The sequence below is a fragment of the Enterococcus sp. DIV1206 genome, from assembly GCF_051712485.1.
GTDB lineage: Bacteria > Bacillota > Bacilli > Lactobacillales > Enterococcaceae > Enterococcus > Enterococcus faecalis.
In genome coordinates this window covers 2,407,878-2,430,774 of record NZ_JBIOOZ010000001.1, presented here as the reverse complement: position 1 = coordinate 2,430,774, position 22,897 = coordinate 2,407,878, and the positions used below count along the sequence as shown (strand labels likewise).

General features: G+C 38.5%; 25 protein-coding genes and 2 riboswitches. Of the genes, 19 read left to right on the top strand and 6 right to left on the bottom strand.

Translation table 11 applies throughout. From position 1 onward, the window contains the following. The first annotated feature begins 200 nt into the window (after nt 1-200). Nucleotides 201-488 (top strand): transcriptional regulator, encoded by a 288-nt coding sequence (locus IGK86_RS12060; protein ID WP_085407157.1) that lies wholly within the window; start codon nt 201-203, stop codon nt 486-488. Between the two features lie 88 nt (nt 489-576). Further along, on the top strand, nt 577-1,743 hold the full coding sequence (locus tag IGK86_RS12055) for a CHAP domain-containing protein (protein ID WP_002410105.1): 1,167 nt from the start codon (nt 577-579) through the stop codon (nt 1,741-1,743). A gap of 86 nt (nt 1,744-1,829) precedes the next feature. Here the strand turns inward: IGK86_RS12055 and IGK86_RS12050 are convergent, their stop codons facing one another. Together IGK86_RS12050 and IGK86_RS12045 are read right to left on the bottom strand one after the other, a co-directional pair. Beyond that, the gene (locus IGK86_RS12050; protein ID WP_181042488.1) at nt 1,830-3,401 is read right to left on the bottom strand and encodes a hypothetical protein; all 1,572 of its coding nucleotides are present in this window, start codon (nt 3,399-3,401) and stop codon (nt 1,830-1,832) included. A gap of 90 nt (nt 3,402-3,491) precedes the next feature. Beyond that, nucleotides 3,492-4,067 (bottom strand): DUF805 domain-containing protein, encoded by a 576-nt coding sequence (locus IGK86_RS12045; RefSeq protein WP_002356327.1) that lies wholly within the window; start codon nt 4,065-4,067, stop codon nt 3,492-3,494. Nucleotides 4,068-4,232: 165 nt separating this feature from the next. Between IGK86_RS12045 and IGK86_RS12040 the strand changes: the two genes are divergently transcribed. The 8 genes from IGK86_RS12040 to IGK86_RS12005 all read left to right on the top strand — a co-directional run bounded on the left by IGK86_RS12040 (nt 4,233) and on the right by IGK86_RS12005 (nt 10,300). Continuing rightward, on the top strand, nt 4,233-5,003 hold the full coding sequence (locus IGK86_RS12040) for an alpha/beta fold hydrolase (RefSeq protein ID WP_002356329.1): 771 nt from the start codon (nt 4,233-4,235) through the stop codon (nt 5,001-5,003). Between the two features lie 87 nt (nt 5,004-5,090). Further along, nucleotides 5,091-5,633, top strand: a complete 543-nt coding sequence (locus IGK86_RS12035; RefSeq protein WP_002384041.1) for a 5-formyltetrahydrofolate cyclo-ligase — start codon at nt 5,091-5,093, stop codon at nt 5,631-5,633. Between the two features lie 10 nt (nt 5,634-5,643). Then, nucleotides 5,644-6,354 (top strand): rhomboid family intramembrane serine protease, encoded by a 711-nt coding sequence (locus IGK86_RS12030; protein ID WP_002362481.1) that lies wholly within the window; start codon nt 5,644-5,646, stop codon nt 6,352-6,354. Nucleotides 6,355-6,371: 17 nt separating this feature from the next. Next, nucleotides 6,372-6,590 carry a YqgQ family protein gene (locus IGK86_RS12025; protein ID WP_002356332.1) on the top strand — a complete coding sequence of 73 codons (219 nt, stop codon included), beginning with the start codon at nt 6,372-6,374 and terminating at the stop codon, nt 6,588-6,590. Next, nucleotides 6,591-7,562, top strand: coding sequence for an ROK family glucokinase (locus tag IGK86_RS12020; protein WP_002356333.1), 972 nt, complete (start codon nt 6,591-6,593; stop codon nt 7,560-7,562). It abuts the gene before it with no gap. A 15-nt stretch (nt 7,563-7,577) separates the two neighbouring features. Then, nucleotides 7,578-7,976, top strand: coding sequence for a rhodanese-like domain-containing protein (locus tag IGK86_RS12015; RefSeq protein ID WP_002356334.1), 399 nt, complete (start codon nt 7,578-7,580; stop codon nt 7,974-7,976). Between the two features lie 121 nt (nt 7,977-8,097). After that, nucleotides 8,098-8,448: a DUF488 domain-containing protein gene (locus IGK86_RS12010; protein ID WP_002359411.1), complete on the top strand. Its 351-nt coding sequence runs from the start codon at nt 8,098-8,100 to the stop codon at nt 8,446-8,448. 13 nt (nt 8,449-8,461) lie between these two features. Beyond that, complete coding sequence (locus tag IGK86_RS12005; RefSeq protein WP_016617166.1) at nt 8,462-10,300, top strand: FAD/NAD(P)-binding protein; 1,839 nt, start codon at nt 8,462-8,464, stop codon at nt 10,298-10,300. A gap of 162 nt (nt 10,301-10,462) precedes the next feature. On the opposite strand, the gene IGK86_RS12000 is transcribed toward IGK86_RS12005, so the two are convergent. Further along, complete coding sequence (locus IGK86_RS12000) at nt 10,463-10,630, bottom strand: DUF3042 family protein (protein ID WP_002356337.1); 168 nt, start codon at nt 10,628-10,630, stop codon at nt 10,463-10,465. Between the two features lie 267 nt (nt 10,631-10,897). On the opposite strand from IGK86_RS12000, the gene galE reads away from it, so the two are divergent. From galE to thiD, 8 genes are all read left to right on the top strand, one after another. Beyond that, nucleotides 10,898-11,890 (top strand): UDP-glucose 4-epimerase GalE, encoded by a 993-nt coding sequence (gene galE / locus IGK86_RS11995; RefSeq protein WP_002388439.1) that lies wholly within the window; start codon nt 10,898-10,900, stop codon nt 11,888-11,890. Further along, nucleotides 11,871-13,121 carry a UDP-glucose--hexose-1-phosphate uridylyltransferase gene (locus IGK86_RS11990; protein WP_016616657.1) on the top strand — a complete coding sequence of 417 codons (1,251 nt, stop codon included), beginning with the start codon at nt 11,871-11,873 and terminating at the stop codon, nt 13,119-13,121. Before galE ends, IGK86_RS11990 begins: the two co-directional genes overlap by 20 nt. A 71-nt stretch (nt 13,122-13,192) precedes the next feature. After that, nucleotides 13,193-14,953 (top strand): DNA polymerase III subunit gamma/tau, encoded by a 1,761-nt coding sequence (dnaX, locus tag IGK86_RS11985; protein WP_016616656.1) that lies wholly within the window; start codon nt 13,193-13,195, stop codon nt 14,951-14,953. A 20-nt stretch (nt 14,954-14,973) separates the two neighbouring features. Then, nucleotides 14,974-15,288, top strand: coding sequence for a YbaB/EbfC family nucleoid-associated protein (locus IGK86_RS11980; protein ID WP_002382484.1), 315 nt, complete (start codon nt 14,974-14,976; stop codon nt 15,286-15,288). Nucleotides 15,289-15,435: 147 nt separating this feature from the next. Continuing rightward, a riboswitch (TPP riboswitch) is annotated at nt 15,436-15,524 on the top strand. Between the two features lie 140 nt (nt 15,525-15,664). Further along, nucleotides 15,665-16,153 carry an energy coupling factor transporter S component ThiW gene (gene thiW / locus IGK86_RS11975; RefSeq protein WP_002356342.1) on the top strand — a complete coding sequence of 163 codons (489 nt, stop codon included), beginning with the start codon at nt 15,665-15,667 and terminating at the stop codon, nt 16,151-16,153. Next, nucleotides 16,137-16,955: a hydroxyethylthiazole kinase gene (locus IGK86_RS11970; protein ID WP_002376476.1), complete on the top strand. Its 819-nt coding sequence runs from the start codon at nt 16,137-16,139 to the stop codon at nt 16,953-16,955. The genes thiW and IGK86_RS11970 overlap by 17 nt, the downstream gene beginning before the upstream one ends. Beyond that, nucleotides 16,952-17,587 carry a thiamine phosphate synthase gene (gene thiE / locus IGK86_RS11965; protein WP_002365071.1) on the top strand — a complete coding sequence of 212 codons (636 nt, stop codon included), beginning with the start codon at nt 16,952-16,954 and terminating at the stop codon, nt 17,585-17,587. The genes IGK86_RS11970 and thiE overlap by 4 nt, the downstream gene beginning before the upstream one ends. Beyond that, the gene (gene thiD, locus IGK86_RS11960; RefSeq protein WP_002362487.1) at nt 17,584-18,414 is read left to right on the top strand and encodes a bifunctional hydroxymethylpyrimidine kinase/phosphomethylpyrimidine kinase; all 831 of its coding nucleotides are present in this window, start codon (nt 17,584-17,586) and stop codon (nt 18,412-18,414) included. The genes thiE and thiD overlap by 4 nt, the downstream gene beginning before the upstream one ends. A gap of 93 nt (nt 18,415-18,507) precedes the next feature. Here the strand turns inward: thiD and IGK86_RS11955 are convergent, their stop codons facing one another. After that, nucleotides 18,508-18,864 carry a winged helix-turn-helix transcriptional regulator gene (locus IGK86_RS11955; protein ID WP_002356348.1) on the bottom strand — a complete coding sequence of 119 codons (357 nt, stop codon included), beginning with the start codon at nt 18,862-18,864 and terminating at the stop codon, nt 18,508-18,510. 144 nt (nt 18,865-19,008) lie between these two features. Between IGK86_RS11955 and IGK86_RS11950 the strand changes: the two genes are divergently transcribed. Further along, a complete protein-coding gene (locus IGK86_RS11950) occupies nt 19,009-20,181 on the top strand; it encodes an MFS transporter (protein ID WP_002382489.1) in 1,173 nt (390 codons plus the stop codon). Between the two features lie 68 nt (nt 20,182-20,249). Here the strand turns inward: IGK86_RS11950 and IGK86_RS11945 are convergent, their stop codons facing one another. After that, a complete protein-coding gene (locus IGK86_RS11945) occupies nt 20,250-21,611 on the bottom strand; it encodes an MFS transporter (RefSeq protein WP_016616052.1) in 1,362 nt (453 codons plus the stop codon). 163 nt (nt 21,612-21,774) lie between these two features. Beyond that, complete coding sequence (locus tag IGK86_RS11940; protein WP_002374038.1) at nt 21,775-22,560, bottom strand: TraX family protein; 786 nt, start codon at nt 22,558-22,560, stop codon at nt 21,775-21,777. Between the two features lie 178 nt (nt 22,561-22,738). Continuing rightward, nucleotides 22,739-22,829: riboswitch (TPP riboswitch) on the top strand. Nucleotides 22,830-22,897: the final 68 nt, after the last annotated feature.

Sequence of the window (22,897 nt, the reverse complement as noted above, 5' to 3'; positions counted from 1 at the left end):
AAAATAAGAGTAGATGGATAAAAGGAATACATGGAGGATGAACATACTATTTCTATTATCTGTAAAAGTTCTACAAATAAAATACTAAGTGGTTAGAGGAGAGGTACAATGAAAGCTGGAATAAAAAAACATATTCGACAATTATTATGGGATTATCAACATGTTGAAAAAAATTACAAGAGTACGAGGATGTTATGTTAATGAATCGTAATCCTTTTTTAGAATACCCTGTAGAGCAACCAACTGAAAAAATAACTATCAGTCAAATTGCATTTCATAAATTATTTTTACAAACGGTAGAAGATATCTTAGCTGATTCTACAAGGGATGTACAGGATATCTTTTTAGTAAAATATAAAAATGGTTATCCATATAAAAAGAATGAATTTGTTGCTTGTGAGACGTTTTTGAGCGAGTCTACAATTGCTCGACGAGATACAGAATTTATCCATGAAATTGCTTATCGACTGGGTTGGTACGAAATTTGACAAAACGAAACAGGTCAATTCAACTATACTAGGTTCATGAACATATGTTCGCCGTGGACGCACGGAATAACTTATAGGAGGAACAACAATGGCAACAGGTTTAACAAAAAATCAAGCAAAAACATTTATGCAGAAGTATTTAGATACTAATTTGCCGTCTTATCCAGGTGTCTATTATGGAACTTATGGTGGTTCGCCATCATCACACTCAAATTGTACTCTATTTACTACATGGTTCTTAAAGAATTGTACTAATTTAACTTTGCCAACACAAAGCGGGAATGGTTATCAAACGGTAGATTTTGTGTTAAATGCAAATAAAGGAAAATTAGTAAAGAGTAACATTCCAAAGGCATTTTCTTTATTTTCAATAACACCATGGAATAACAATTACTATACACAAGGTGCTGGACATACTGGTATCGTTCTAGGTATTGATGGAAATACAGTAATTACAGGTGAAGCTAATTTTGGTTCGACATTTGGCGGATTAGATGGAGTATATCCTAACAATGGAACTGTAGTAACTACTCATCCATTGAGTACGTTTAACAGTTTAACGGGTGTTACTTTCATTGACTTAAGTCGCTATTATACTGGATGGAATCCAAATCAAAATACAAAACCAGAGGGAGAAGAAGAAATGGTAGAGATTAATAAAAGAGTTATGGTGAAAAAAGATGTAAAATATACTGTGGATACATTACCTTGGGGAAAGAAAGGTTACATTAAAATCAATGGCATTGATAGTTTTGCTGGAAGAGTTATTGATTTGACACAGCAAATGGGAAGTTACTTATATAGTCCTCAAACAAAAGGCTGGACAGACTTTAAAGGGTTTGAAGAAGTTGAGACTATCAATAAAACAATGGTTGTTAAAAGAGCTGGTTTCAGTGTTGACCAATTCCCTTGGTTTAAAGGGGTGACAAGATTTGGTGTCAGCGCTGATTATATCAATAAAGAAGTAAAAGTGACTGGGAAAAAGGGTGCATATTATTACATGGATAATATTGGTTGGATCGACGAAAAAGCATTTTTAGATGATGCACAAGCGACTGATATTAAAATTGGGGATAAAGTTATGTTATTGGAGACTGCTAGTGCATATCAGACTGGGGAAACAATTCCAAGTAGTCTTAAAGGAAAATCATATACAGTGATGGAAATTAAAAATGTCACACAAAGCAAATCTAAAAAAGCATTTTTATTAAAAGAATTAATGTCTTGGGTACTAGAACAGGATGTTAAAAAGTAGTAAAAAAGAACCTAGTGATATGTTAGAAAAAATAGAGCGGTAAATCCGCTCTATTTTTTTCTATTTATATAATACATAGTGACTACTTATTCTAATTCACAGATGGTTTTTGCATTGATTTTCTCTCTCAACCCCAGCCAACCACTCGCTGATAACAAGTACCAAAACGGCATAAACTGGATTAGATAGCGAGAGCGGCCGCCTTCAAAGAGCAATAAATACAGAATAGCTCCAATGAAAGCTAATTTCAAAATCGCGTAGTTATTTTTTGAATCTTTTAGAGGGATACTGAACAATAGACCTAGTAATGTGAGTAAATAGAAAAAATGCATATAAATTCGTAGATAGTTACTTTTGGGATTTTGCGGATAATACAGTGACCGCAAGTGTTCTTGCCAACGATTTTTAGAAGGTGTTTCTGGGATTAAATCACCGCCATCCCAACCCCAGTCAAAATCACCATTGGCAGTATTATGACGATTTTTTTGAGCCAGAAAACGGAGATAACCGAAGAATCCTTTATTTTTTAAACGGTCTTGAATCATTTTTATGGTATAAGCTTTTTTGGCTTCTTGTGTAGGCAACTGATTTACTGCTTGTGTATCTGCATCATTGTAACCGCCAGTTCCAGTCAAACCCATCATTACAAAAAGTGTCCAAGGTTTGGCTTGTTCTTTATCGATTTCCGTAATCGTTTGTTTTTCCACAAAAAATTGAAAACTATAATATGCGCTGGCGAAACCAGTCAGTAAAAAGAGAGCAACCACGGTTAATTTTACGATAGACTGTTTGTTCCGATTTACTAAAAGAAGTTGCAGCAATTTGATACAACTAAATGCAATAAAAAAGATAATAGACGAAGGTTTCATTAAAAAACACCAAGCTAGGCCAATTCCAATAAACAGTAATAAACAATATTTTACGAAGGGAGGGGAAACTTGGTCAAAAAGGCTATATGCAAAAAAAACTAGGTTGATGAACAATAAGACGGCCGTATCTGTATAAGGCGTTAGTAACCATGGAGACAATCCGAAAGAAAGAAAAAATAAACTATAAGCAACGAAGGCCGTTAATGGATTAAAGACACGTTTAGAGGCATGATAAAAGAGAAATAAACTGCTATTAACAAACAAGCAATTAACCACTTGCCAACTAAACCAAGTATTGCTCCAGCTCCCTGTTATATCAATGAAACGCAAAAATTTATTCAGGTAATACATCATGAAAAAGAAAAATTCGTTATTGGGGTTTAAAGAAAGTACGATTTTTGAATAATCCTTATTTTCAGTGGTAATACTATGAAAGTTGTCAAAAACATCCCAACCAATCGGCACAGTAATCTGCGTCAGGAGTAAAAGTTGCAGTAAAAATAAACTGATCAAACTACCAATAATAACCACACGATCATGGGTTTTTATTAAGTGCCAGAGCGCTTGAATCTTAGTGTAAAGAAATTTTTTGTTTTTATAAATAATCAACAATAGAATAATTAATAGAGGAAGTAAAACAAGCAAGTGCTTAGGCTTTCCCAAAAGAATTTTTACCAGCGAATAGGGAGAGTTAATTGCGCCGTAAAAGACAAATAAAATAAAAAAACTAAAAATATAATTTTCTAGATTCAGAATCCGTTTAAAAGTAGCCATATTTTCTCCTTCCATTTTTTTAGCTAGACTAGTTCTTATTTTATCATAAAGATTTTAAAATAAGAAAAAAGCCCTTCTTTTAAAAGAAAGGCTTAAAACTTTTCCTTACTTCACTTCTTTGTAACGGAAGAAGAAGCGTAAGACGCTATTTTGGCTAGTTGTTGTTAGTTTATCTGTCGGTAAGACTGTTAGTAAGAAGAAAAACAGACTAATCACAAGAGTGAAAAATAAGAAGACGGGACTGCCACCTGTTATCACAGTATCTGTTTGAACATCATATTTCAGTGTTGACATAACAGAGAAAACTTGTGTATAGCTACAGGCAATAGAAAGTAGATATAAAACAAGCACGCCCCAACCTGTCATCCCAGCATCACGATACCGACGGACACACATTGCCCACGTTGGTAATAATAAAGCTAACCATAAAACAAGTGCAAAAAGCATCAACGGTAATAAGTTTCCAAAATCATAGGTTTCAAAATATTCAGCTGCTAAAATTGCTGACACGGCTTTGCCGACAATGGCAATATAAAAAATAAGTGCTAAAATGCTTAATACCAATGTCATCCACCAATAACCAGCACGTGTGGTCCGACCTTTAAAATCAACATATCCACGAAAATAATCTTTAAAAGCTTGTCCAAATGTTACTTTACCTTTTTCCTCAATTTTAACCATAAAAACACCCCTTTGTATTTAATAAAATGATTATAACGGAAAGTAATAAAATAGGAAAATGCGAATTCGCATATTTTGTGATTTTTTTGATAAATCATATAAAGAGCAGGTTTTATCAAAAAACGGTAAAATAAGAGAAGATATTTTATAATGGAGGAATCATGAATGAAAATCAGTATTAGACATCGCTACATAGCAAAAATTCCAGCATTAGAAGTGACAACAGAAGAGCAAAAAAACGAAGCATTACCTTTAATTGTTTACTATCATGGTTGGCAATCAGCTAAAGAATTATCTTTAACACAAGCAAGAAAATTAGCACACGAGGGGTTTCGGGTCATTTTACCAGATGCCATGAACCATGGAGAAAGAAAAACAGGACCTATTTCCACGATTCCTTCGATTACATTTTGGAGTAGCATTCAATATAATTTAATTGAATTTCCAGTAATTATCCATCATTTTCATAAATTAGGGTTGATTAAAGAAAATTGGATTGGCGTAGGTGGTGTATCCATGGGCGGTATTACTACTAGCGCTCTTATGACCCAACATCCTGAGATTCAAGCTGCTGCTTGCTTAATGGGAACACCCTATCCGGCGCGCTATATTCAGCGAGTGATTCAACGGGCGAAAGAATTTGCTATTTTTGTACCTAAAGACTTGCCACTGTTGCTAAGTTGGGTACATCAATACGATTTATCACAAACGCCAGAAAGACTACAAGAACGACCGATGCTGTTTTGGCATGGAACGGAAGATGAAAAAATTCCCTATGAAGACATGGCTGATTTTGAACAATTAGTGTCTGGGAAAACGTATGCGAGAAATACGCAATTTATAACGGAAATCGGTGAGCGGCATTTAGTGAAAGGAGAAACAATGGATTTGGTTGTTGACTTTTTTAAAGAAGCGTCAAAAACGTTAGAAAAATAACGGAATTTTTCAAAGAGAAAAGGGGAATCAGCTTGTTTTTTAAGAACACTTTCTATAAACTTAACAGAAAAGGGGTTGAAGGTGTACATGGAGAAAAACAAGTTGAGAAAAGTGGGCTTAACTGCCCTAGAATGGCTAAAACAACATCCAGAAATTAAACAACATAAAGAATCAAGTCTCTATGAACAGTTGTTTGCTAGTCAGCAATGGCAACAAGCACAAACAATCGGAATGATTCGGTCGTTACCGCTAGAATTATCAACACAGCCAATTTTCGAGCGGGCCATGCAAGAGAGCAAGCAAGTGGCGGTGCCGCGAACATTTAAAGGAGGCAAAATGCACTTTTATCAAGTCTTTCCAGAGACGGTTTATGACACCAGTGCATTTGGCGTGGAAGAACCTCCGTTAACAGCGGCAGAAATAACAGCTACAGCGATTGATTTATTGATTGTGCCAGGGATTGTTTTCAATCGTGCTGGCTATCGAATAGGCTTCGGCGGTGGTTTTTATGATCGTTATTTGGAACATTTTTCGGGCCATTCATGTAGTTTAGTTTTTAGTGAACAACTCCATGAGCAATGGCAACCAGAAGCGTTTGATCAGCCAATCGAACAATTATTTATACAATAGGAGGAATGGAATGAATTATCAAACAGAAATGAAATTGAAACGGCTAAAAAATCAGCCGTTCATTACGTATGCCCTTTTAGGTATTTCAATCATTGTTTTCCTTGGATTGGAATTAACTGGAGGATCAGAAAATATTTTAAACTTAGTTAATTGGGGGGCAATGGTTCGTCCACTGGTAGCTCAAAATCATGAATACTGGCGGTTTATCACGCCAATGTTTCTTCACATTGGGTTTATGCATATTATTTTGAATATGGTTACTCTTTATTATATCGGCGCACAGGTTGAGGCAATTTATGGGCATTGGCGCTATTTGGGCATTTATTTATTGAGTGGGATTGCTGGAAATATCGCCAGTTTTGCCTTTGGGACACCCAACAGTGTCTCAGCGGGTGCTAGTACAGCGCTTTTTGGTTTGTTTGGCGCATTTGTTATTTTAGGACGCCATTTTAGAGACAATCCAGCGATTATGTATATGGTGCAACGCTATTCAATGTTTATTGTGATTAATTTGTTATTTAACTTGTTTAGTAGCTCTGTAGATATGATGGGTCATGTTGGCGGTCTAATCGGTGGACTATTAGTCGCGACGGCTTTTGCTGTTCCAAATCGTGAAGAAGCATTTAATAAGCACGAGCGAATTATGGCCACGTTAATTTTTATTTTTCTTGTCGTAATTTGTCTGTTATTGGGTTTTAAAAAATACGGTTTACCTGTATAATAAGGAAGTGTTTTCGTATGGAAACGTTATATGATGTACAACAACTTTTTAAACAGTTTGGGATGTATATTTATGTCGGTGCACGGATTTATGATATTGAGTTAATGATGATTGAATTAAAAAAATTGTATGAAGGTCAATTGGTAGACCGAGATACGTATTTACAGGCCCGGCATATTTTGCAAAGAGAGCATCGAATAGAAGAATCTAGAGGGAAGCAGAAAGGAATCGACTAAATGGATAAGAAGATTATTGGGATTGATTTAGGTGGAACGACCATCAAATTTGCTATTTTAACAACCGATGGCGTTGTTCAACAAAAATGGAGTATTGAAACGAATATTTTAGAAGATGGCAAGCATATTGTGCCATCAATTATTGAAAGTATTCGTCACCGTATAGATCTTTATAATATGAAAAAAGAAGATTTTGTGGGAATTGGTATGGGAACACCAGGAAGTGTCGACATTGAAAAAGGAACTGTTGTAGGTGCCTATAATTTAAACTGGACGACTGTACAGCCTGTCAAAGAACAAATCGAATCTGCTTTAGGAATTCCGTTTGCATTAGATAATGATGCCAATGTTGCCGCTTTAGGTGAGCGTTGGAAGGGCGCGGGGGAAAACAATCCCGACGTGATTTTTATTACTTTAGGAACAGGTGTTGGCGGAGGCATTGTTGCAGCGGGAGAATTGCTCCACGGTGTTGCTGGCTGTGCTGGTGAAGTTGGGCATGTGACGGTTGATCCTAACGGCTTTGACTGTACCTGTGGGAAACGTGGCTGTTTAGAAACTGTTTCTAGCGCCACTGGTGTCGTTCGTGTTGCACGTCATTTATCAGAAGAGTTTGCAGGTGACTCTGAACTGAAACAAGCGATTGATGATGGACAAGATGTTTCGAGTAAAGATGTTTTTGAATTTGCTGAAAAAGGCGATCATTTTGCTTTAATGGTTGTGGATCGTGTTTGTTTCTATTTAGGCTTAGCCACAGGAAACTTAGGTAACACGTTAAATCCAGATAGCGTGGTTATCGGTGGAGGTGTTTCTGCAGCAGGAGAATTTTTACGTAGTCGTGTCGAAAAATATTTCCAAGAATTTACCTTCCCGCAAGTTCGAAATAGTACAAAAATCAAATTAGCAGAGCTAGGTAATGAGGCCGGCGTCATTGGTGCCGCTTCACTAGCATTACAATTTTCAAAAGAGAAATAGAGAGGGCTTTTTAGAATGAGTATTTTATGGGTAATCAATGGCATTTTGCTAGTTATTGTACTAGCGATGGTATTCAATGAATTATATTTGAAAATTATGGTGAAACGTTCAGCAAAAATGCTGACGGAAGAAGAATTTAAAGAAACAATGCGTAAAGCACAAGTGATTGACGTTCGTGAGAAAGATACATTTGATGCTGGGCATATTTTAGGGGCGCGCAGCATGCCATACAGCATGTTAAAAACAACAATTGGTTCTCTTCGTAAGGATCAACCTGTTTATCTTTATGATCAGAAGAAAGCTTTAAGTATCCGAGCAGCTAATTTATTACGCAAAAATGGCTATACTGATATTTATATTTTAAAAGGCGGCTATGATGGCTGGACTGGGAAAGTGAAAAAGAGAAATAGTTAATAACAAAAAGAGTTGGTCTTCATTGAGACCAACTCTTTTTGTATAGGAAAGTTTAATAGAGATGCTGCTTTTTGTCAGTCCTCACTTTTTGAGCTACAATAAAGAGAAGAGGTGAAGGCAGATGATTCAAATCAAGCGAGCATATGAAGCACCGACAGAGCAAGATGGCTACCGTGTTTTAGTTGACCGTATTTGGCCACGAGGAAAATCCAAGGAATCTGAAAAGTTAGATGAATGGCTCAAAGAAGTGGCCCCAAGTACAGAGCTACGGAAATGGTTTAATCATGAAGCAAATAAATATCCTGAGTTTAAACAAAAATACCAAGAAGAATTGAAACATGAGCCAACTGCCACAGCGTTTAAGCAGTTACAGACGATTGTAAAAAATCAGCCAGTAGTCACGCTGGTCTATGGGGCGAAAGATACAGTGCATAATCAAGCGGTTGTCTTAAAAGAATTATTAGAAAAATAGAGTAGGTGATTGGATGAAAATTGCAATTGTAGGTGCTGGACCCAGAGGCTTATCAGCTGCAGAACGAGTCATTGAATGGGCTCGTAAAACGGAAATAAATGTTCAGCTCACGTTGTTTGATCCATACGGTCCAGGTGGGAAAATTTGGCGAGCAGAGCAACCTAATTATTTATTAATGAACACCGTGATTAGTCAAGTCACTTTATTTACAGATGAATCTTTTAGTGGCGAAGGACCAATTGTCAAGGGCCCCACTCTCTATGAATGGACCCAAGCAGAAGCTGCGCAGTACATTCAACAGCAACAACCCTATAATTATCTTGAGTTGTTGAAAGAATGTCATCGCCTTGGACCGAATGATCACTGCTCGAGGGCTTTTTATGGCATGTACCAAAAATGGTTTTATACGTATTTAGCCACGCGGTGTAACGAACAAACATCGCTGACGTTTTTTAAAGAGCCAGTAACTGCTGTGCGGGCAGGAGAGAATAACTATTATGTGTACACCCAATCCATTGAGTTTACGGCAGACAAAGTAATTTTAGCTTTGGGTCACCAAGAAAATGAATTAACGACTGTTGAACAAGAGCTTGCGGACTACGCCAAGGAGCATCGTTTGTTTTATTCTTCTCCTAAAAATGCGGCGGATGCTTTATTGGCACTTGCCAATATACCCGCAAAACAACCCGTTGTGTTAAAAGGCTTAGGTTTGGCATTTTTTGACTATTTATCTGCCTTGACGATTGGCCGCGGGGGTGTTTTTTCTCGTCAAAATGGCCGCTTACGTTATGAACCTTCTGGAAGAGAGCCTATTATTATTGCTGGTTCTGGTCGCGGTTTTCCTTCTCATCCTCGAGGGATTAATCAAAAAGGTTACGGGGAAACCTATCAGCCTGTTTTTTTAACCGAAACGTATTTAGCTGAATGTCGTAAAAAAGGACAGGTTACAGGTGCAGAGTTTTTTTGGTATTTAAAAAAAGAAGTGGAATATGTGTATTACACTTGCTTAATCGAAGAAAAATATCCGCATCTTTCTAAAGAGGCCTTTCAACAGCTGTTTATTCAAACCAAGGGAGCGCCGGAAAGCTTAGCCCACTTTGAAAAACAAGATTGGTTTGATTGGCAAGCGTTAGAACATCCTGAAACAAAGAAAACCACTCATGAAAGTTTTCGTTCGTTTTTACTAGAGTATTTAAAATGGGATATTCAAGAAGCAGAGAAAGGCAATCTTAGCGGTCCTTTGACCACTGCTTTAGACAGTTTAAAAGATTTAAGAGATCAGATTCGCTTTGTTTTGGATGAGGGGTTATTAACGAATGACGAGAGTCAAAAGTGGTTGTGGCATTGGTTTACCCCGTTGAATACCTTTTTGTCAGTGGGACCTTCTGTTGAAAGAACAGAAGAGCTACAGGCGTTAGTTGAACTGGGATTAGTCACGATTCTGGGGCCAGAAATGCGTGTCGAAATGAAAGCGGGTCAATTTATTACTTATGCTAATTTGTTTCCGGAAAATCGGTATAATAGTCACTTTTTAATTGAAGCGCGCATTCCTAAAGTCAATAATGAAAAAAGTTTGAATCCTTTAACGAGGCAGTTGTTAGCCGATAAGCTAGCTACGCTCCATCAACTGGCATTAGCCGATGGTCAAATAGTCAAAACAGGTGCACTCTTGATTGTGCCTGCCACGAATCAAGTCATCACAAAAGATGGACAGGTGGCGACAGGCCTTTTTAGTTGTGGTATTCCAACAGAAGGGATTCATTGGTTAACAGCCGCTGCAGCTCGTCCGGGTGTGGATCCTTGGAATATGCGCGATATGGATCGGATTGCTGCCACTATTTTTAATAGTTAAGAAAAATAGTCAGCTCCTTTGGTAAAAAAGAAAGCATAACAAGTGGTCATCCATCGCTTTGATGGATGACCACTTGTTATGCTTAAGAGAATCAACCAAGCCAGAAGCGTTCCTGTTGATTTCTTGCCGTTAGATTTTTTATCTCAACGTCACAGCTATTTTTTAACGTGCAATACGTTTACGCATCGCTTTTTTACGGTTTTCTTCAATCATATCTTCTTTTTCTTCAATTGGATCAATGACTGTTTTTTTAATAGTTGTAGCCACACCGGCTAAAGCAGCAACTGTGATAGCAGTACCGACTAACATACCTGATACAAATTTTTTCATCGTTCATTCCTTCTTTCAAATTGTATTTGTTTCTATTATGACGGAAAAAAGCAAAAAAATCCAATAGTTACAATGATTTTTCATAAACTCTACGACTAATTTAGAGATTTGTTAAAATTTACCAAGTCTTTTCTGTATTTTTATAGGAAAAATGAATAAGGAGAAATGGCCAAATTAAATCCTGTTTACAAAATGAAATAATTCAGAAGTAAACCTTATTTAATGGTACAATAGAAAAAGAAATTAGGGAGTAAAAGGAGCGTATTTATGTCTATTTTAGTATTAGGCGGCGCAGGCTACATTGGCTCACATGCCGTCGATCAATTAATTTCAAAAGGATATGCCGTTGTTGTTGTTGATAATTTATTAACGGGGCATCGTTCAGCAGTTCATGAACAAGCGACTTTCTATGAAGGCGATATTCGTGATAAAGCTTTTTTACGTAGTGTCTTTGAAAAGGAATCAATTGAAGGGGTGTTGCACTTTGCGGCCAATTCTTTAGTAGGAGAATCCGTGGAGAAACCGTTAATGTATTTCAATAACAATGTTCACGGCACTCAAATTGCCTTGGAAGTCATGCAAGAATTCGGGGTGAAACACATTGTTTTTTCTTCCACAGCGGCCACTTATGGCGAACCAAAAGCAATGCCTATTACAGAAGAAACCCCAACGAATCCTAAAAATCCGTATGGGGAAAGTAAATTAATGATGGAAAAAATCATGAAATGGTGCGACAACGCTTATGGAATGAAATATGTTGCTTTGCGTTATTTTAATGTTGCAGGAGCAAAAAAAGATGCCTCAATTGGTGAGGATCACACGCCAGAAACGCATATTGTGCCAATTATTTTACAAGTGGCATTAGGCCAACGAGCAGAGCTAAGTATTTTTGGGGATGATTATGATACACCAGATGGCACGTGCATTCGAGATTATGTTTATATTGAAGACTTGATTGCAGCACATATTTTGGCTTTAGAATACTTGAAAAATGGCGGCGAAAGTGACGTCTTTAACCTGGGTAGCAACAACGGCTATTCTGTTAAAGAAATGTTAGATGCTGCACGCGAAGTGACAGGTCAAGAAATTCCTGCGACAATCGCCCCACGCCGAGCAGGGGATCCTAGTACGTTAATTGCTTCTAGTGAAAAAGCCAAACGAGTTTTAGGCTGGCAACCAGAAGTAACTGAGGTCAAGGATATTATCGCCACCGCTTGGCAATGGCACCAAGCTCATCCACATGGGTATCAAGAAAAGTAATAGGAGGAATGAATCGATGACCACGAGTCAAATGATTGCCGATTTTACCACATTTGCTATTCAAGCAGGTGGTTGGATGGAATTGGATCGCTTATATCTTCAGAACCGTTTATTATCAATGATTGGTGAACAAGAATTAGGCGAAGTAGACATACGGCCTGTGGCAACACCCGCCGCTGATTTGGCGGAACAATTGTGTCAAATTGCGAGTGCCAACCAACTTGTAAAAACAGAGCAACAAAAAGAACAGTTCATGGTGCAATTGATGGATTTGTTGACACCGCCACCTTCTGTGGTTAATGCTTTTTTTGCACAGCATTATGCCAAAGAGCCACAAGAGGCTACCGAGTATTTTTACCAACTTTGTCAAAAAAACGGTACGGTCATTGAACAGGAAGAACCTGTTGTTTTTTCAACAGTCTATGGTGATTTTTTAGCAAATAAGGTCCACGGTGAGGCGCCAAAAGCAACGCTCTCTGCACAAAGCTATCCCCGCTGTGAATGGTGCATGGCAACAGAAGGCTACCAGGGAAGTCAGCAATTTCCTGCGACTACGAACCATCGAGTGATTCGAATGAACTTAGATGGCGAAAGCTGGGGGTTTTCCTTTGTAAAACAGGCACAATATCAGCAACAAGGTGTGATTGCGTTTGAAAAACATCAGGCAGCGAAACGTTCAATTAAGACTTTTCAGCAATTGTTGAAAATTGTTGAGGTCTTTCCTCATTATTTTGCTGGGATTGATGCTGACTTTGAACAAGATGAGCATGTCTATTATCAAACGGGTTTGCAACAATTTCCATTAGCCGAAGCGAGCATTTCAGAATATGTTGAGTTAGCTAACTATCCTTTAATCAACGCAGGAATGGTGAATTGGCCAGTTGCGACATTTCGCCTAGAGGGACCGAATGCGTCAGAAGTTGCCCAAGCCGCAAATGATATTTTTGAGCAATGGCAAATGCTAAAACTGCCAACGGATGAGATACAAATCGTTGCCCGACGAAAAGAACTTTTATATGTCATGGACTTAATTTTTAGTCGACCTCAAGCAAAGCCTTCGTTAACGTTAGCAGAAGTCCAAGGTTTAACGACTTGGAACAACCAGAAAACGCAGGCACTTGAAACTGTCGCTTCAGCGTATCAACAGCGATTAAAAGAAGCCAGTGCGTTTGCAGAAACAAGTGAAGGAAAAGCGGCTTTTTTAGCAATGGTTGCGCCAGTGACTCATTAAAAGAAAAAAGATGCCGAATGACTAAAAATCACGTATAATAGATAAGAATGAAAAATAAGGGAGGGTAAAAAATGGCTTATCAAGCACTTTATCGGGTCTGGCGTTCACAACGTTTCGATGACGTAGTAGGACAAAAAGCAATTACTCAGACACTGAAAAATGCGATAGTGCAAAAGAAAACATCTCATGCCTATTTATTTACTGGCCCTCGTGGTACAGGTAAAACCAGTGCCGCAAAAATTTTTGCTAAAGCGATTAACTGTAAACATAGTCAAGATGGTGAACCTTGTAATGTTTGTGAAACCTGTGTAGCCATTACGGAAGGTCGTTTAAATGATGTCATTGAAATTGATGCGGCGAGTAATAATGGCGTGGAAGAAATCCGTGATATTCGTGATAAAGCAAAGTATGCACCGACACAAGCCGAGTACAAAGTTTATATTATTGATGAAGTTCATATGCTATCAACAGGCGCGTTCAATGCACTTTTAAAAACCTTGGAAGAACCGCCACAAAATGTTATTTTTATCTTAGCAACGACTGAACCACACAAGATTCCGTTAACGATTATCTCACGGACGCAACGCTTTGATTTTAAGCGAATTAGTACGCAAGATATCGTCGATCATATGGCCCATATCATGCAGGAAATGGCTCTCGATTATGAGGAACAAGCCCTTTATGTGATTGGACGTGCTGCGGAAGGTGGGATGCGAGATGCCTTGAGTATCTTGGATCAAACGATTTCATTTAGTGATGAAAAAGTAACACTGGAAGATGCAATGCAAGTGACAGGCAGCCTAACCTATGAAATGATGGATCATTATATTCAGTGTTGTGTCGCCGGTGATGTTGAACGAGCATTAGAAGGCTTGGAAAGTATTTTAGGCGAAGGTAAAGAAGCGCGCCGTTTCTTAGAAGATTTGTTATTATATTGTCGAGATTTGCTGATGTATCAGCAAGCACCGAAGTTATTAGCAGAAAAAGCAGGAACTTTGACAGAAGCATTTAAGGAACTAGCTACACAAACACCTGCTGAAAAAATATATCAACTAATCCAAATTTTAAGTGACACACAAAATGAGATCCGCTTTACCAACAATGCGAATATCTATCTGGAAGTAGCCACTGTCAAATTAGCTAAAACGGTGCAATCTAATAAACACAACACGCCAGAAACAACTAATCAAGGTGGTAGTGCAGAGGGAAATCCAGAATTAGCAGATTTACAAAATCAAATCGGGCAACTGAAGAAAGAACTGGCTGAATTAAAGAAACACGGTGTAGCTGTCAAAGAAGCAGATGCGCCACGTCAACAAGCACGACCACAAGCGCCAAAAAGTTCGTTCCGCGTACCCACAGAACGCGTATATCAAGTCTTAAACGAAGCGACTAGAACACATTTAATGAATGTGAAAAATGTTTGGGAAGACTTACTGCAAACATTATCTGTGACTCAACGAGCGATGCTAAAGGCTAGTGAACCTGTCGCAGCAAGTCCTAAGGGGATCGTGGTGGCATTTGACTATGAGATTGTTTGTGCTCGTGCAACAGACGATGAAGAGATGCAGTTAGCTTTCAATAATAATTTAAGCCGTTTGATGGACTATACACCAGAGATGGTCTGCATTACTAGAGAAAGCTGGCCAAAACTAAGACAAAGTTTTATTAACCAAAATCAGGGCAGTTTGAATCATTCTGAACCTGAAAATGAAATGGCTCGTCTAGCGGACGAACCGCCTGTAACAAATGAACATTCACAAGAAAATCCAGTAGTAGATGAAGCAATCGCTATGTTTGGTGAAGAGCTTGTCGAAGTACTAGATGATTAATACGAAGGAGTAGAGGAATTATGATGCGAGGAATGGGCAACATGCAAGGCATGATGAAACAAGTACAAAAAATGCAAAAAGAAATGGCTAAAGCGCAAGAAGCGCTAAATGAAAAAGAATTTATCGGTGAAGCAACCAATCAACTTGTGACAGCGACCTTTACTGGTGATCGCACAATGAAAGATTTGACCATTAAAGAAGACGTGGTTGATCCTGAAGACGTTGATATGTTACAAGATTTAGTCATTATGGCTGTCAACGATGCGTTAGTAAAAATTGAAAAAGAAACCGAAGCAACTTTAGGTAAATACACCAAAGGAATGCCAGGATTCTAAAAAATAAGACAAACGAGAGTATGAAAAACGTCATGCCCAAAAAATCGAACTTTTTGGGCATGACGTTTTTTCTGTTTTTGTGGGAAAACTCTTTGGCAATTTTAGTAGTCGCTTCCAAAAAACTATGCTATACTAAAGCCAATTGAAGAGAAACATTTGGGGTGCTATTAGCTGAGATTATACCCATGGAACCTGAAACAGTTAGGACTGGCGCAGGGAAATGTCTTGAAATTTTGACCGATTATTGCACCCAACTACGTTTATTTGTGGTTGGGTTTTTCTGTCTTTTTCAGTCGCGCCTCCTTTTGCTTCTCGCAGAAAGGAGTTTTTTTACGTGGAAAAAAATCGAATCCACAGAGTTACGTTACTGGCTTTAATGATTGCGATGGACGTTGTATTATCGCCGTTAATGCGAATTGAGGGAATGGCCCCTATGTCCAGTGTCATGAACATTATTGCCGGAGTTTTATTAGGTCCTCTTTACGGAACTCTCATGGCACTTGTCTGCGGCTTAATCCGTATGACGTTCTTAGGTATTCCGCCATTAGCGTTAACAGGTGCCGTCTTTGGCGCGTTTTTTGCTGGTTTATTTTATCAATGGGGACAAAAATTAGGCTGGTCGATGCTAGGGGAAATTTTTGGGACAGGCATCATTGGCTCGTTATTGTCCTATCCTGTAATGGTTTGGTTTACTGGCAGTAAGCAGAATTTTTATTGGTTCATTTATACACCACGATTTATTGGTGCCACACTGATTGGTTCAGTGATTGCTTGGCTTGTCTTAGTAAAACTGAAAGAAACTCGGGTATTTAAACAAACACAGGAATTATTTTTGGGAGGGTACTTTTATGAAAACAAGCGTTAAGTTTGAAACGATTTTTCCACTGACAACGGCACCATTAATTCAGTGCATTACGAATGAAATTACGTGTGAGTCTATGGCGAATGCATTACTTTATATTGATGCTAAACCCATTATGGCAGATGATCCCCGGGAATTTCCGCAGTTGTTTCAGCAAACCAGTGCCTTGGTTTTGAATTTAGGCCATTTATCACAAGAACGAGAGCAAAGCTTGTTAGCAGCTAGTGATTATGCTCGGCAAGTGAATAAACCGACCGTAGTCGATTTAGTCGGTTATGGCGCCAGTGATATTCGAAATGAAGTCGGGGAAAAGCTGGTGCACAATCAGCCAACCGTTGTGAAAGGGAATCTTTCAGAAATGCGGACTTTTTGCCAGTTGGTGAGTCATGGCCGAGGAGTGGATGGCAGCCCTTTGGATCAAAGTGAAGAAGCAATTGAGGAGCTGATTCAAGCTTTACGTCAACAAACACAAAAGTTTCCCCAGACGGTATTTTTAGCAACAGGGATTCAAGATGTTTTGGTTAACCAAGAGCAAGTGATTGTCTTACAAAATGGCGTGCCTGAGTTGGATTGTTTCACTGGCACGGGCGATTTAGTCGGCGCATTAGTTGCCGCTTTATTAGGTGAAGGCAACGCGCCAATGACTGCGGCAGTAGCCGCAGTGAGCTATTTTAATCTTTGCGGAGAAAAAGCCCAGACTAAGAGCCAAGGGCTGGCCGATTTTCGCCAAAATACGTTAAATCAGTTATCTCTTTTAATGAAGGAGAAGGATTGGTTTGAGGCGGTGAAAGGACGAGTGCTATGAGAGAGCAATTGAAAGTTTATTTGGTGACAGGACGGTATGATTTTAGTGATACTGAATTTTTAAAACGAATTGAAACTGCTTGTCGCAGTGGAGTGACATTGGTCCAACTGCGCGAAAAGGAAGTGTCAACACGTCGCTTTTACGAATTAGCAGTGAAAGTTAAAGCGGTAACAGATGCGTATCAGATTCCGTTGATTATTAATGATCGTGTCGATATTTGCTTGGCAGTGGATGCGGCAGGTGTGCATATAGGGGATGATGAATTACCGGTTGCTCTTGTGCGAAAACTGGTTGGGTCCACAAAAATCGTAGGTGTTTCAGCCAAAACGGTGGCACGAGGAGTTGAAGCGGAAAACGAGGGCGCTGATTATTTAGGCGTGGGCGCAATTTTCCCCACAACGACTAAGGACAGTCCGTTAACTTCTTTGCAGACACTTTCTGAAATTGCCGCAGCAGTCACGATTCCTGTTGTGGCGATTGGTGGGATCAAAGAAGAAAATATAGAACAACTTATGGGAACGGGAGTGGCTGGTGTTTCACTGGTCAGTGAAATTATGCTGGCTGAACAGATAACCGAGAAAGTTCAAGGGTTGATGCGTGTAACGGAGCGAATGTTGGAGGTGAGAAAATGACCGAATATAATTTGACACCACAAGTAGTCACGATTGCTGGTTCTGATTCTGGTGGGGGAGCTGGCATGCAAGCAGATTTAAAAACATTTCAAGCGCGGCAGGCATTTGGTTTAAATATTGTCATTGCATTGACGGCACAAAATACGTATGGCGTGCAAGATAGCTTACCGATTCCTAGTTCATTTATTGATGCACAATTTCAATCACTGGCGGCTGATTTTAAAATTGGGGCAGCGAAAACGGGGATGTTAGCAGATAGTGAGCGTGTCGAAGCTGTTGTTCGCAATTTGCAGAAAGTTGATTTTGGTCCGTTGATTGTCGATCCTGTAATGGTGGCTAAAGGTGGACATCATTTGTTAGAAGCCGAGGCAGTTCAAACGATTAAAGAGCAACTGTTGCCATTAGCAACGGTCGTGACACCTAATTTACCAGAAGCGGAAGTTTTACTAGAGACGACCATCAAGACAGAACAAGAAATGCAGACCGCAGCAAAAAAATTACAGCAATTGGGCACAAAAAATATTATTATGAAAGGCGGACATAGCACAAATCAACAAGCGGCTGATTATGTGTTAATGGAAGACGGTTCGAGCTTTTGGCTAAGTGCACCACGAATTGTAACGAAAAATACTCATGGAACAGGAGATACTTTTTCAGCGTGTATCGCAGCCGAATTAGCAAAAGGCACGCCGTTAGAAGCAGCGATTGTGATTGGCAAACAGTTTATACAAGGGGCCATTAGCCAAGCAATTTCTGTTGGACATGGTCACGGACCTACTAATCATTGGGCCCAATTAACGCAAGATATTCAAGTTATTAAAGCATAAGAAGAGCCTGGGGAAAAATCATTTTAGATTTTTCCCCAGGCTCTTAAATAGCTTAAAGCTCTTTTTTGATATAGGTTATAAACGTTTTGTTCACTAATCTTCACATTTTAAATAAATTTCTTGGCCTTGTTCTTGCAAATGAGCCACGTGGGATTCTCCCCAATTACATAAGTTATCTAAGACAGCAGAGAGGCTTTGACCATAATCGCTTAAATAATATTCGACTTTTGGTGGAACTTGGTTGTAAACTTTTCGCTCGATAATGTTGTCTTCTTCGAGTTCCCGTAATTGTTGTGTCAGCATTTTTTGACTAATGCCAGTAATGCCGCGTTTTAAATCGCTGGGGCGCATGGCACCGTGCCGTAAATTACACAGAATAATTGGCTTCCATTTGCCACCAATAACATCCATCGTTGCTTCGACACCAATCGCATATGTACGAGTTTCCAAAAAACATTCCTCCTTAACAGGTTGATAATAAACAAAAGTTACTAAAAGGTACCTATGATACAAAAAAGTAGGTACTTATCAAAAATTCAATCTTAGTATATAGTAATTTTTGTTGAAATTCAAATGTTTTTTAGGAGGAAGAGAATGGAAAAGAAAATTTCACCAAATTTAACGCTCTTTGCATTAGCTATCAATGCTTTCGCAATCGGTTCAACAGAATTTATTAGTGTGGGTTTATTACCAATGATTGTTAAAAGTTTTCATATTAGTCTTTCCCAAGCAGGTTTGACTGTTTCTTTGTACGCTTTAGGTGTGACGATTGGGGCGCCGTTATTAACAATTTTGACAGGGAAATGGAATCGTCGCTCATTAATGCTGGGGATTATGCTTCTTTTCATTAGTGGGAATTTAATTGCTGCATTTGCGCCAACGTTTATTATTTTATTGGTAGGGCGGATACTTTCTGCATTGGCGCATGGTATTTTCATGTCTGTTTCGACTGTCATCGCCGCAGATGTTGTGCCTCCATCACGTCGAGCCAGTGCCATTGCTATTATGTTTACGGGCTTAACGGTTGCAACAGTGACTGGTGTACCTTTAGGGACGTTTATTGGGCAACAAACAGCTTGGCATATGTCCTTTCTTTTTATAGCCAGTATTGGCTTGGTGGGACTGATTGCTAGTTATTTTTTAGTTCCCAAAAATTTACCGATACCAGGGAAGGTTGACTTAAAAGGAATCACGCGGATTTTTACGAACAAACCCCTCGTTTTCTCTTTTCTAATTACTGCTTTTGGTTATGGTGGAACGTTTGCTGCATATACGTACTTGTCACCGTTATTGGAAAATTTAGGCTTTTCAGCCAACGCGGTAGTGATTATTTTAGTTGTTTATGGCGTAATGGTCGCAATTGGCAATACAGTAGGTGGTCACTGGGCAAATAAAAAACCCTTAGATTCGTTAGTAAAAATGTTTAGCTTATTAATTCTGTCCTTAGTCTTTTTATTCATTACTGTTTTAATGGATAACAGTCTTCTAGGCTTATTAGCAAGTTTGATGTTGGGCCTATTTGCCTTTATGAATGTACCTGGTTTACAACTATATGTTGTAGAATTAGCGGAAAAGTATGTTCCAGAAGATATCACTTTGGCCTCAGCTTTTAATATTGCAGCCTTTAATATTGGGATTACCGTCGGCTCAATGACAGGTGGGGTGGTCACAGATCATTTATCAGTAACATATACACCGATTTTTGGTGGTTTTATCGTGCTAATTGCTGTCTTGTTCGTACTTTATATTCGGAAGCAAGAAGCATAAAAAAACAACTATCTTTAGAAAACTAAAAAAAACAGCTGGTCACTATGGAACTGACCAGCTGCTTTTTTTTAAGCTTTTTTGCGGAAATAATTCCAGCAAGCAATTAAAACAATTACTAATAAGGTTAACAAGAAAATCAGAGAAATGAGGGAGCCCATCGTTGTCCCCTGAGCAAAATTATCTGCGTGGTCTTGAGCGATATTAATAATCGTCGCTACAATGGCCGTCGCAATAGCGCCAGAAAATTGTTGAAGTGTATTAAATAACGTATTGCCGTCGCCAAAATCTTTCTCCTCTAACAAGCTCATACCAGTCGTCATCATATTACTGTATGCAAAACCTAGACCAATCATATAGGTAACATGTCCAGCGACGAATCCTAATAAAACAGGCATCTCTAGTAAAATTGTTAAAGCTAGCCAACCGATTGTCGCCAAACTTAAGCCAAATAATATAGGTTTTTTAGCGCCGTATTGATCCAACACTCGTCCAGAAAGTGGTGCCAAAATGGCCCCGACTGTAGCACCTGGCAGCATGACTAGCCCAGCTACAAACGCATTTTTTCCAAGGACGATTTGAACAAAGTTTGGTAAGACAAAGGAAATACCTAACAATAAGAATTGACAAACTAAAAAGCCACATAAAAATAAAACAAAGGCGGGATTTTTTAAAATTGTCAAACGAACTAGTGGCTGTTCAGCCGTCGTTGCTCGTTTATAAAAAATAACAAAGCCAATAATGGCTGCCAGAAGTGAAAGCCAGCCAAACAATGTGCCAATTTTACTTAAAAACATCAACAAACCACTAAATAACAGGGCAATACCAATTAAACTAACCAAATCAAGAGTGGTGGTTTTTTTAACAGGTATTTCTGGAATAGCAGATAATCCCATAAACAAAGAAAGTAGTAAAATAGGAATTAAGAATAAAAAGATGGCGTGCCAAGACAGGGAAGATGTTAAGATTCCACCATACGTTGGACCAATGGCTGGAGCAATTGAAGTGGTCAATGTGCCTACCCCCATCATCGTTCCTCGTTTTTCCAGCGGGGTAAAGTTCAAAATAATATGAAACATCAGTGGCAAAGCAATCCCAGTGCTAGCCCCTTGGAAGAGTCGGCCTAATAACAAGATACTGAAAGATGGCGAATAGACATCAATCGCTAAACCAATCAAAAAGAAAAGATTCGCAACGATAAATAAGCGTCTTAACGAATAGGTTTTTAATAAATAATTGGATAAGGGCACCATGATAGAAATAACTAATAAATAAATCGTTGTCACCCACTGCACGGTACCGGTGGAAACACCAAATTCCTTTGTTAATGTCGGAAAGGTTACATTCATTGCTGTTTCAATTAATACGCCAGCAAAAGACATAATTCCTGTCGCTAAAACGGCAGGGAATAATCGTACGTTTTTTTGTTCCATTTAATCACCTCTATAGTTTTCATTTTTTCGTAAAAAAATAGAAGCAGTTTCTATAAGAATAGAAACCGCCTCTCTCTCGACACGCAACTTGCGTGTTATCTGTACGATTTGTTTACATGTTGCATTGTAAACAGTTTTTAGGCAATCGTCAAGCAGAAAATAATTAACGTTGCATGAAGAAACTAATAATTGCAAAAATAGCAATGTGAGCTGGATAGAAAATATAAAAGAAATTCCGCATGCCACGGCCTTTTTCACCATTATAAAGAACAATTGGAATCGCTGCTAAAATCATCATCCATTGGTGGTTCACCCCGAATAGTTCTTGGAAATTATAGCTGGCTGCTGAAATCAACGCAACAACGCCAAGTGCTGAAATTTGTAACCACTTTTTGCCATGGAATAAATAAAAAGCCACAGCCAAGAGAACAAATAAAAACCCACCTTCTGTCATCATTAGTGATGGCACAATCAGATTGAAAATTTGGAAACCAATTAAGATAGCAGGGTTGCTTAATATGTCTGGAGAACTAAAAACAACGAGAGGTAGAGCACTGATTAATAAAGGCACAATAAACCAAAGAAGTCCTTTACCAATTTGTTTTTGTTTAAAATAGTCCATAGACTGCATGTAGACCGTACCTAAAAATAACGTCCCAAAAATATTATTGATAATTAAGCCACCTGTTGAAAAATACGCATTTAAAATGCCGTTCAGAATCCCCATAATCCAGAAGCCTAACAATAACCGGAACATGTATTTTCGCCGATTGCTTGTGTGAATGAAGCCTTCAGAACTTTCAAATAAGAAAATAGGTGCAGCAATTCGTCCAATCCATCCGAACCAACCAGGCACGCCTAAAAAACTAAAAAATTGCAATAGATGGTCAAAGACCATTGAAATAACCCCAATGACTTTCAAGTGAAAGCCAGTTAATGTTTTACCCATAGTATAAACGCCTCTCTTTCATAAAGAACAATATAACAAAGTCCAGAAAAACCAACCATTTATTTGCCTAACAGTTATCTTACAAAATTGTTTGATTTCTTCAGCTTTTGATGAAAGAAAAAAGTGCCAAGACTAGTTTTTATAATTATTCTATGCTATAGTAAAAGTACATTTTAATAAAAAACATTTGGGGTGCTGTTATGGCTGAGATGATACCCATTGAACCTGATGCAGTTAGTACTGTCGCAGGGAAATGCCGATTTACTTTGATTTTTCACGCACTCATTCTGTCCTAGGATGAGTGTGTTTTCTTTTATCAGGGTTTATTTAAGTCACT

What these genes read in the sequence shown, in the direction of transcription:
- IGK86_RS12040 (WP_002356329.1), top strand. Translation starts at nt 4,233, where the DNA reads ATGAAAATCAGTATTAGACATCGCTACATAGCAAAAATTCCAGCATTA.
- thiW (WP_002356342.1), top strand. Translation starts at nt 15,665, where the DNA reads ATGATTGCGATGGACGTTGTATTATCGCCGTTAATGCGAATTGAGGGA.
- IGK86_RS11945 (WP_016616052.1), bottom strand. Translation starts at nt 21,611, where the DNA reads ATGGAACAAAAAAACGTACGATTATTCCCTGCCGTTTTAGCGACAGGA.
- thiD (WP_002362487.1), top strand. Translation starts at nt 17,584, where the DNA reads ATGACCGAATATAATTTGACACCACAAGTAGTCACGATTGCTGGTTCT.
- IGK86_RS12000 (WP_002356337.1), bottom strand. Translation starts at nt 10,630, where the DNA reads ATGAAAAAATTTGTATCAGGTATGTTAGTCGGTACTGCTATCACAGTT.
- IGK86_RS12030 (WP_002362481.1), top strand. Translation starts at nt 5,644, where the DNA reads ATGAATTATCAAACAGAAATGAAATTGAAACGGCTAAAAAATCAGCCG.
- IGK86_RS12055 (WP_002410105.1), top strand. Translation starts at nt 577, where the DNA reads ATGGCAACAGGTTTAACAAAAAATCAAGCAAAAACATTTATGCAGAAG.
- thiE (WP_002365071.1), top strand. Translation starts at nt 16,952, where the DNA reads ATGAGAGAGCAATTGAAAGTTTATTTGGTGACAGGACGGTATGATTTT.
- IGK86_RS12025 (WP_002356332.1), top strand. Translation starts at nt 6,372, where the DNA reads ATGGAAACGTTATATGATGTACAACAACTTTTTAAACAGTTTGGGATG.
- IGK86_RS12020 (WP_002356333.1), top strand. Translation starts at nt 6,591, where the DNA reads ATGGATAAGAAGATTATTGGGATTGATTTAGGTGGAACGACCATCAAA.
- IGK86_RS12015 (WP_002356334.1), top strand. Translation starts at nt 7,578, where the DNA reads ATGAGTATTTTATGGGTAATCAATGGCATTTTGCTAGTTATTGTACTA.
- dnaX (WP_016616656.1), top strand. Translation starts at nt 13,193, where the DNA reads ATGGCTTATCAAGCACTTTATCGGGTCTGGCGTTCACAACGTTTCGAT.
- IGK86_RS11980 (WP_002382484.1), top strand. Translation starts at nt 14,974, where the DNA reads ATGATGCGAGGAATGGGCAACATGCAAGGCATGATGAAACAAGTACAA.
- IGK86_RS11940 (WP_002374038.1), bottom strand. Translation starts at nt 22,560, where the DNA reads ATGGGTAAAACATTAACTGGCTTTCACTTGAAAGTCATTGGGGTTATT.
- galE (WP_002388439.1), top strand. Translation starts at nt 10,898, where the DNA reads ATGTCTATTTTAGTATTAGGCGGCGCAGGCTACATTGGCTCACATGCC.
- IGK86_RS12045 (WP_002356327.1), bottom strand. Translation starts at nt 4,067, where the DNA reads ATGGTTAAAATTGAGGAAAAAGGTAAAGTAACATTTGGACAAGCTTTT.
- IGK86_RS12005 (WP_016617166.1), top strand. Translation starts at nt 8,462, where the DNA reads ATGAAAATTGCAATTGTAGGTGCTGGACCCAGAGGCTTATCAGCTGCA.
- IGK86_RS11970 (WP_002376476.1), top strand. Translation starts at nt 16,137, where the DNA reads ATGAAAACAAGCGTTAAGTTTGAAACGATTTTTCCACTGACAACGGCA.
- IGK86_RS12060 (WP_085407157.1), top strand. Translation starts at nt 201, where the DNA reads ATGAATCGTAATCCTTTTTTAGAATACCCTGTAGAGCAACCAACTGAA.
- IGK86_RS12050 (WP_181042488.1), bottom strand. Translation starts at nt 3,401, where the DNA reads ATGGAAGGAGAAAATATGGCTACTTTTAAACGGATTCTGAATCTAGAA.
- IGK86_RS12010 (WP_002359411.1), top strand. Translation starts at nt 8,098, where the DNA reads ATGATTCAAATCAAGCGAGCATATGAAGCACCGACAGAGCAAGATGGC.
- IGK86_RS11950 (WP_002382489.1), top strand. Translation starts at nt 19,009, where the DNA reads ATGGAAAAGAAAATTTCACCAAATTTAACGCTCTTTGCATTAGCTATC.
- IGK86_RS12035 (WP_002384041.1), top strand. Translation starts at nt 5,091, where the DNA reads ATGGAGAAAAACAAGTTGAGAAAAGTGGGCTTAACTGCCCTAGAATGG.
- IGK86_RS11990 (WP_016616657.1), top strand. Translation starts at nt 11,871, where the DNA reads ATGGGTATCAAGAAAAGTAATAGGAGGAATGAATCGATGACCACGAGT.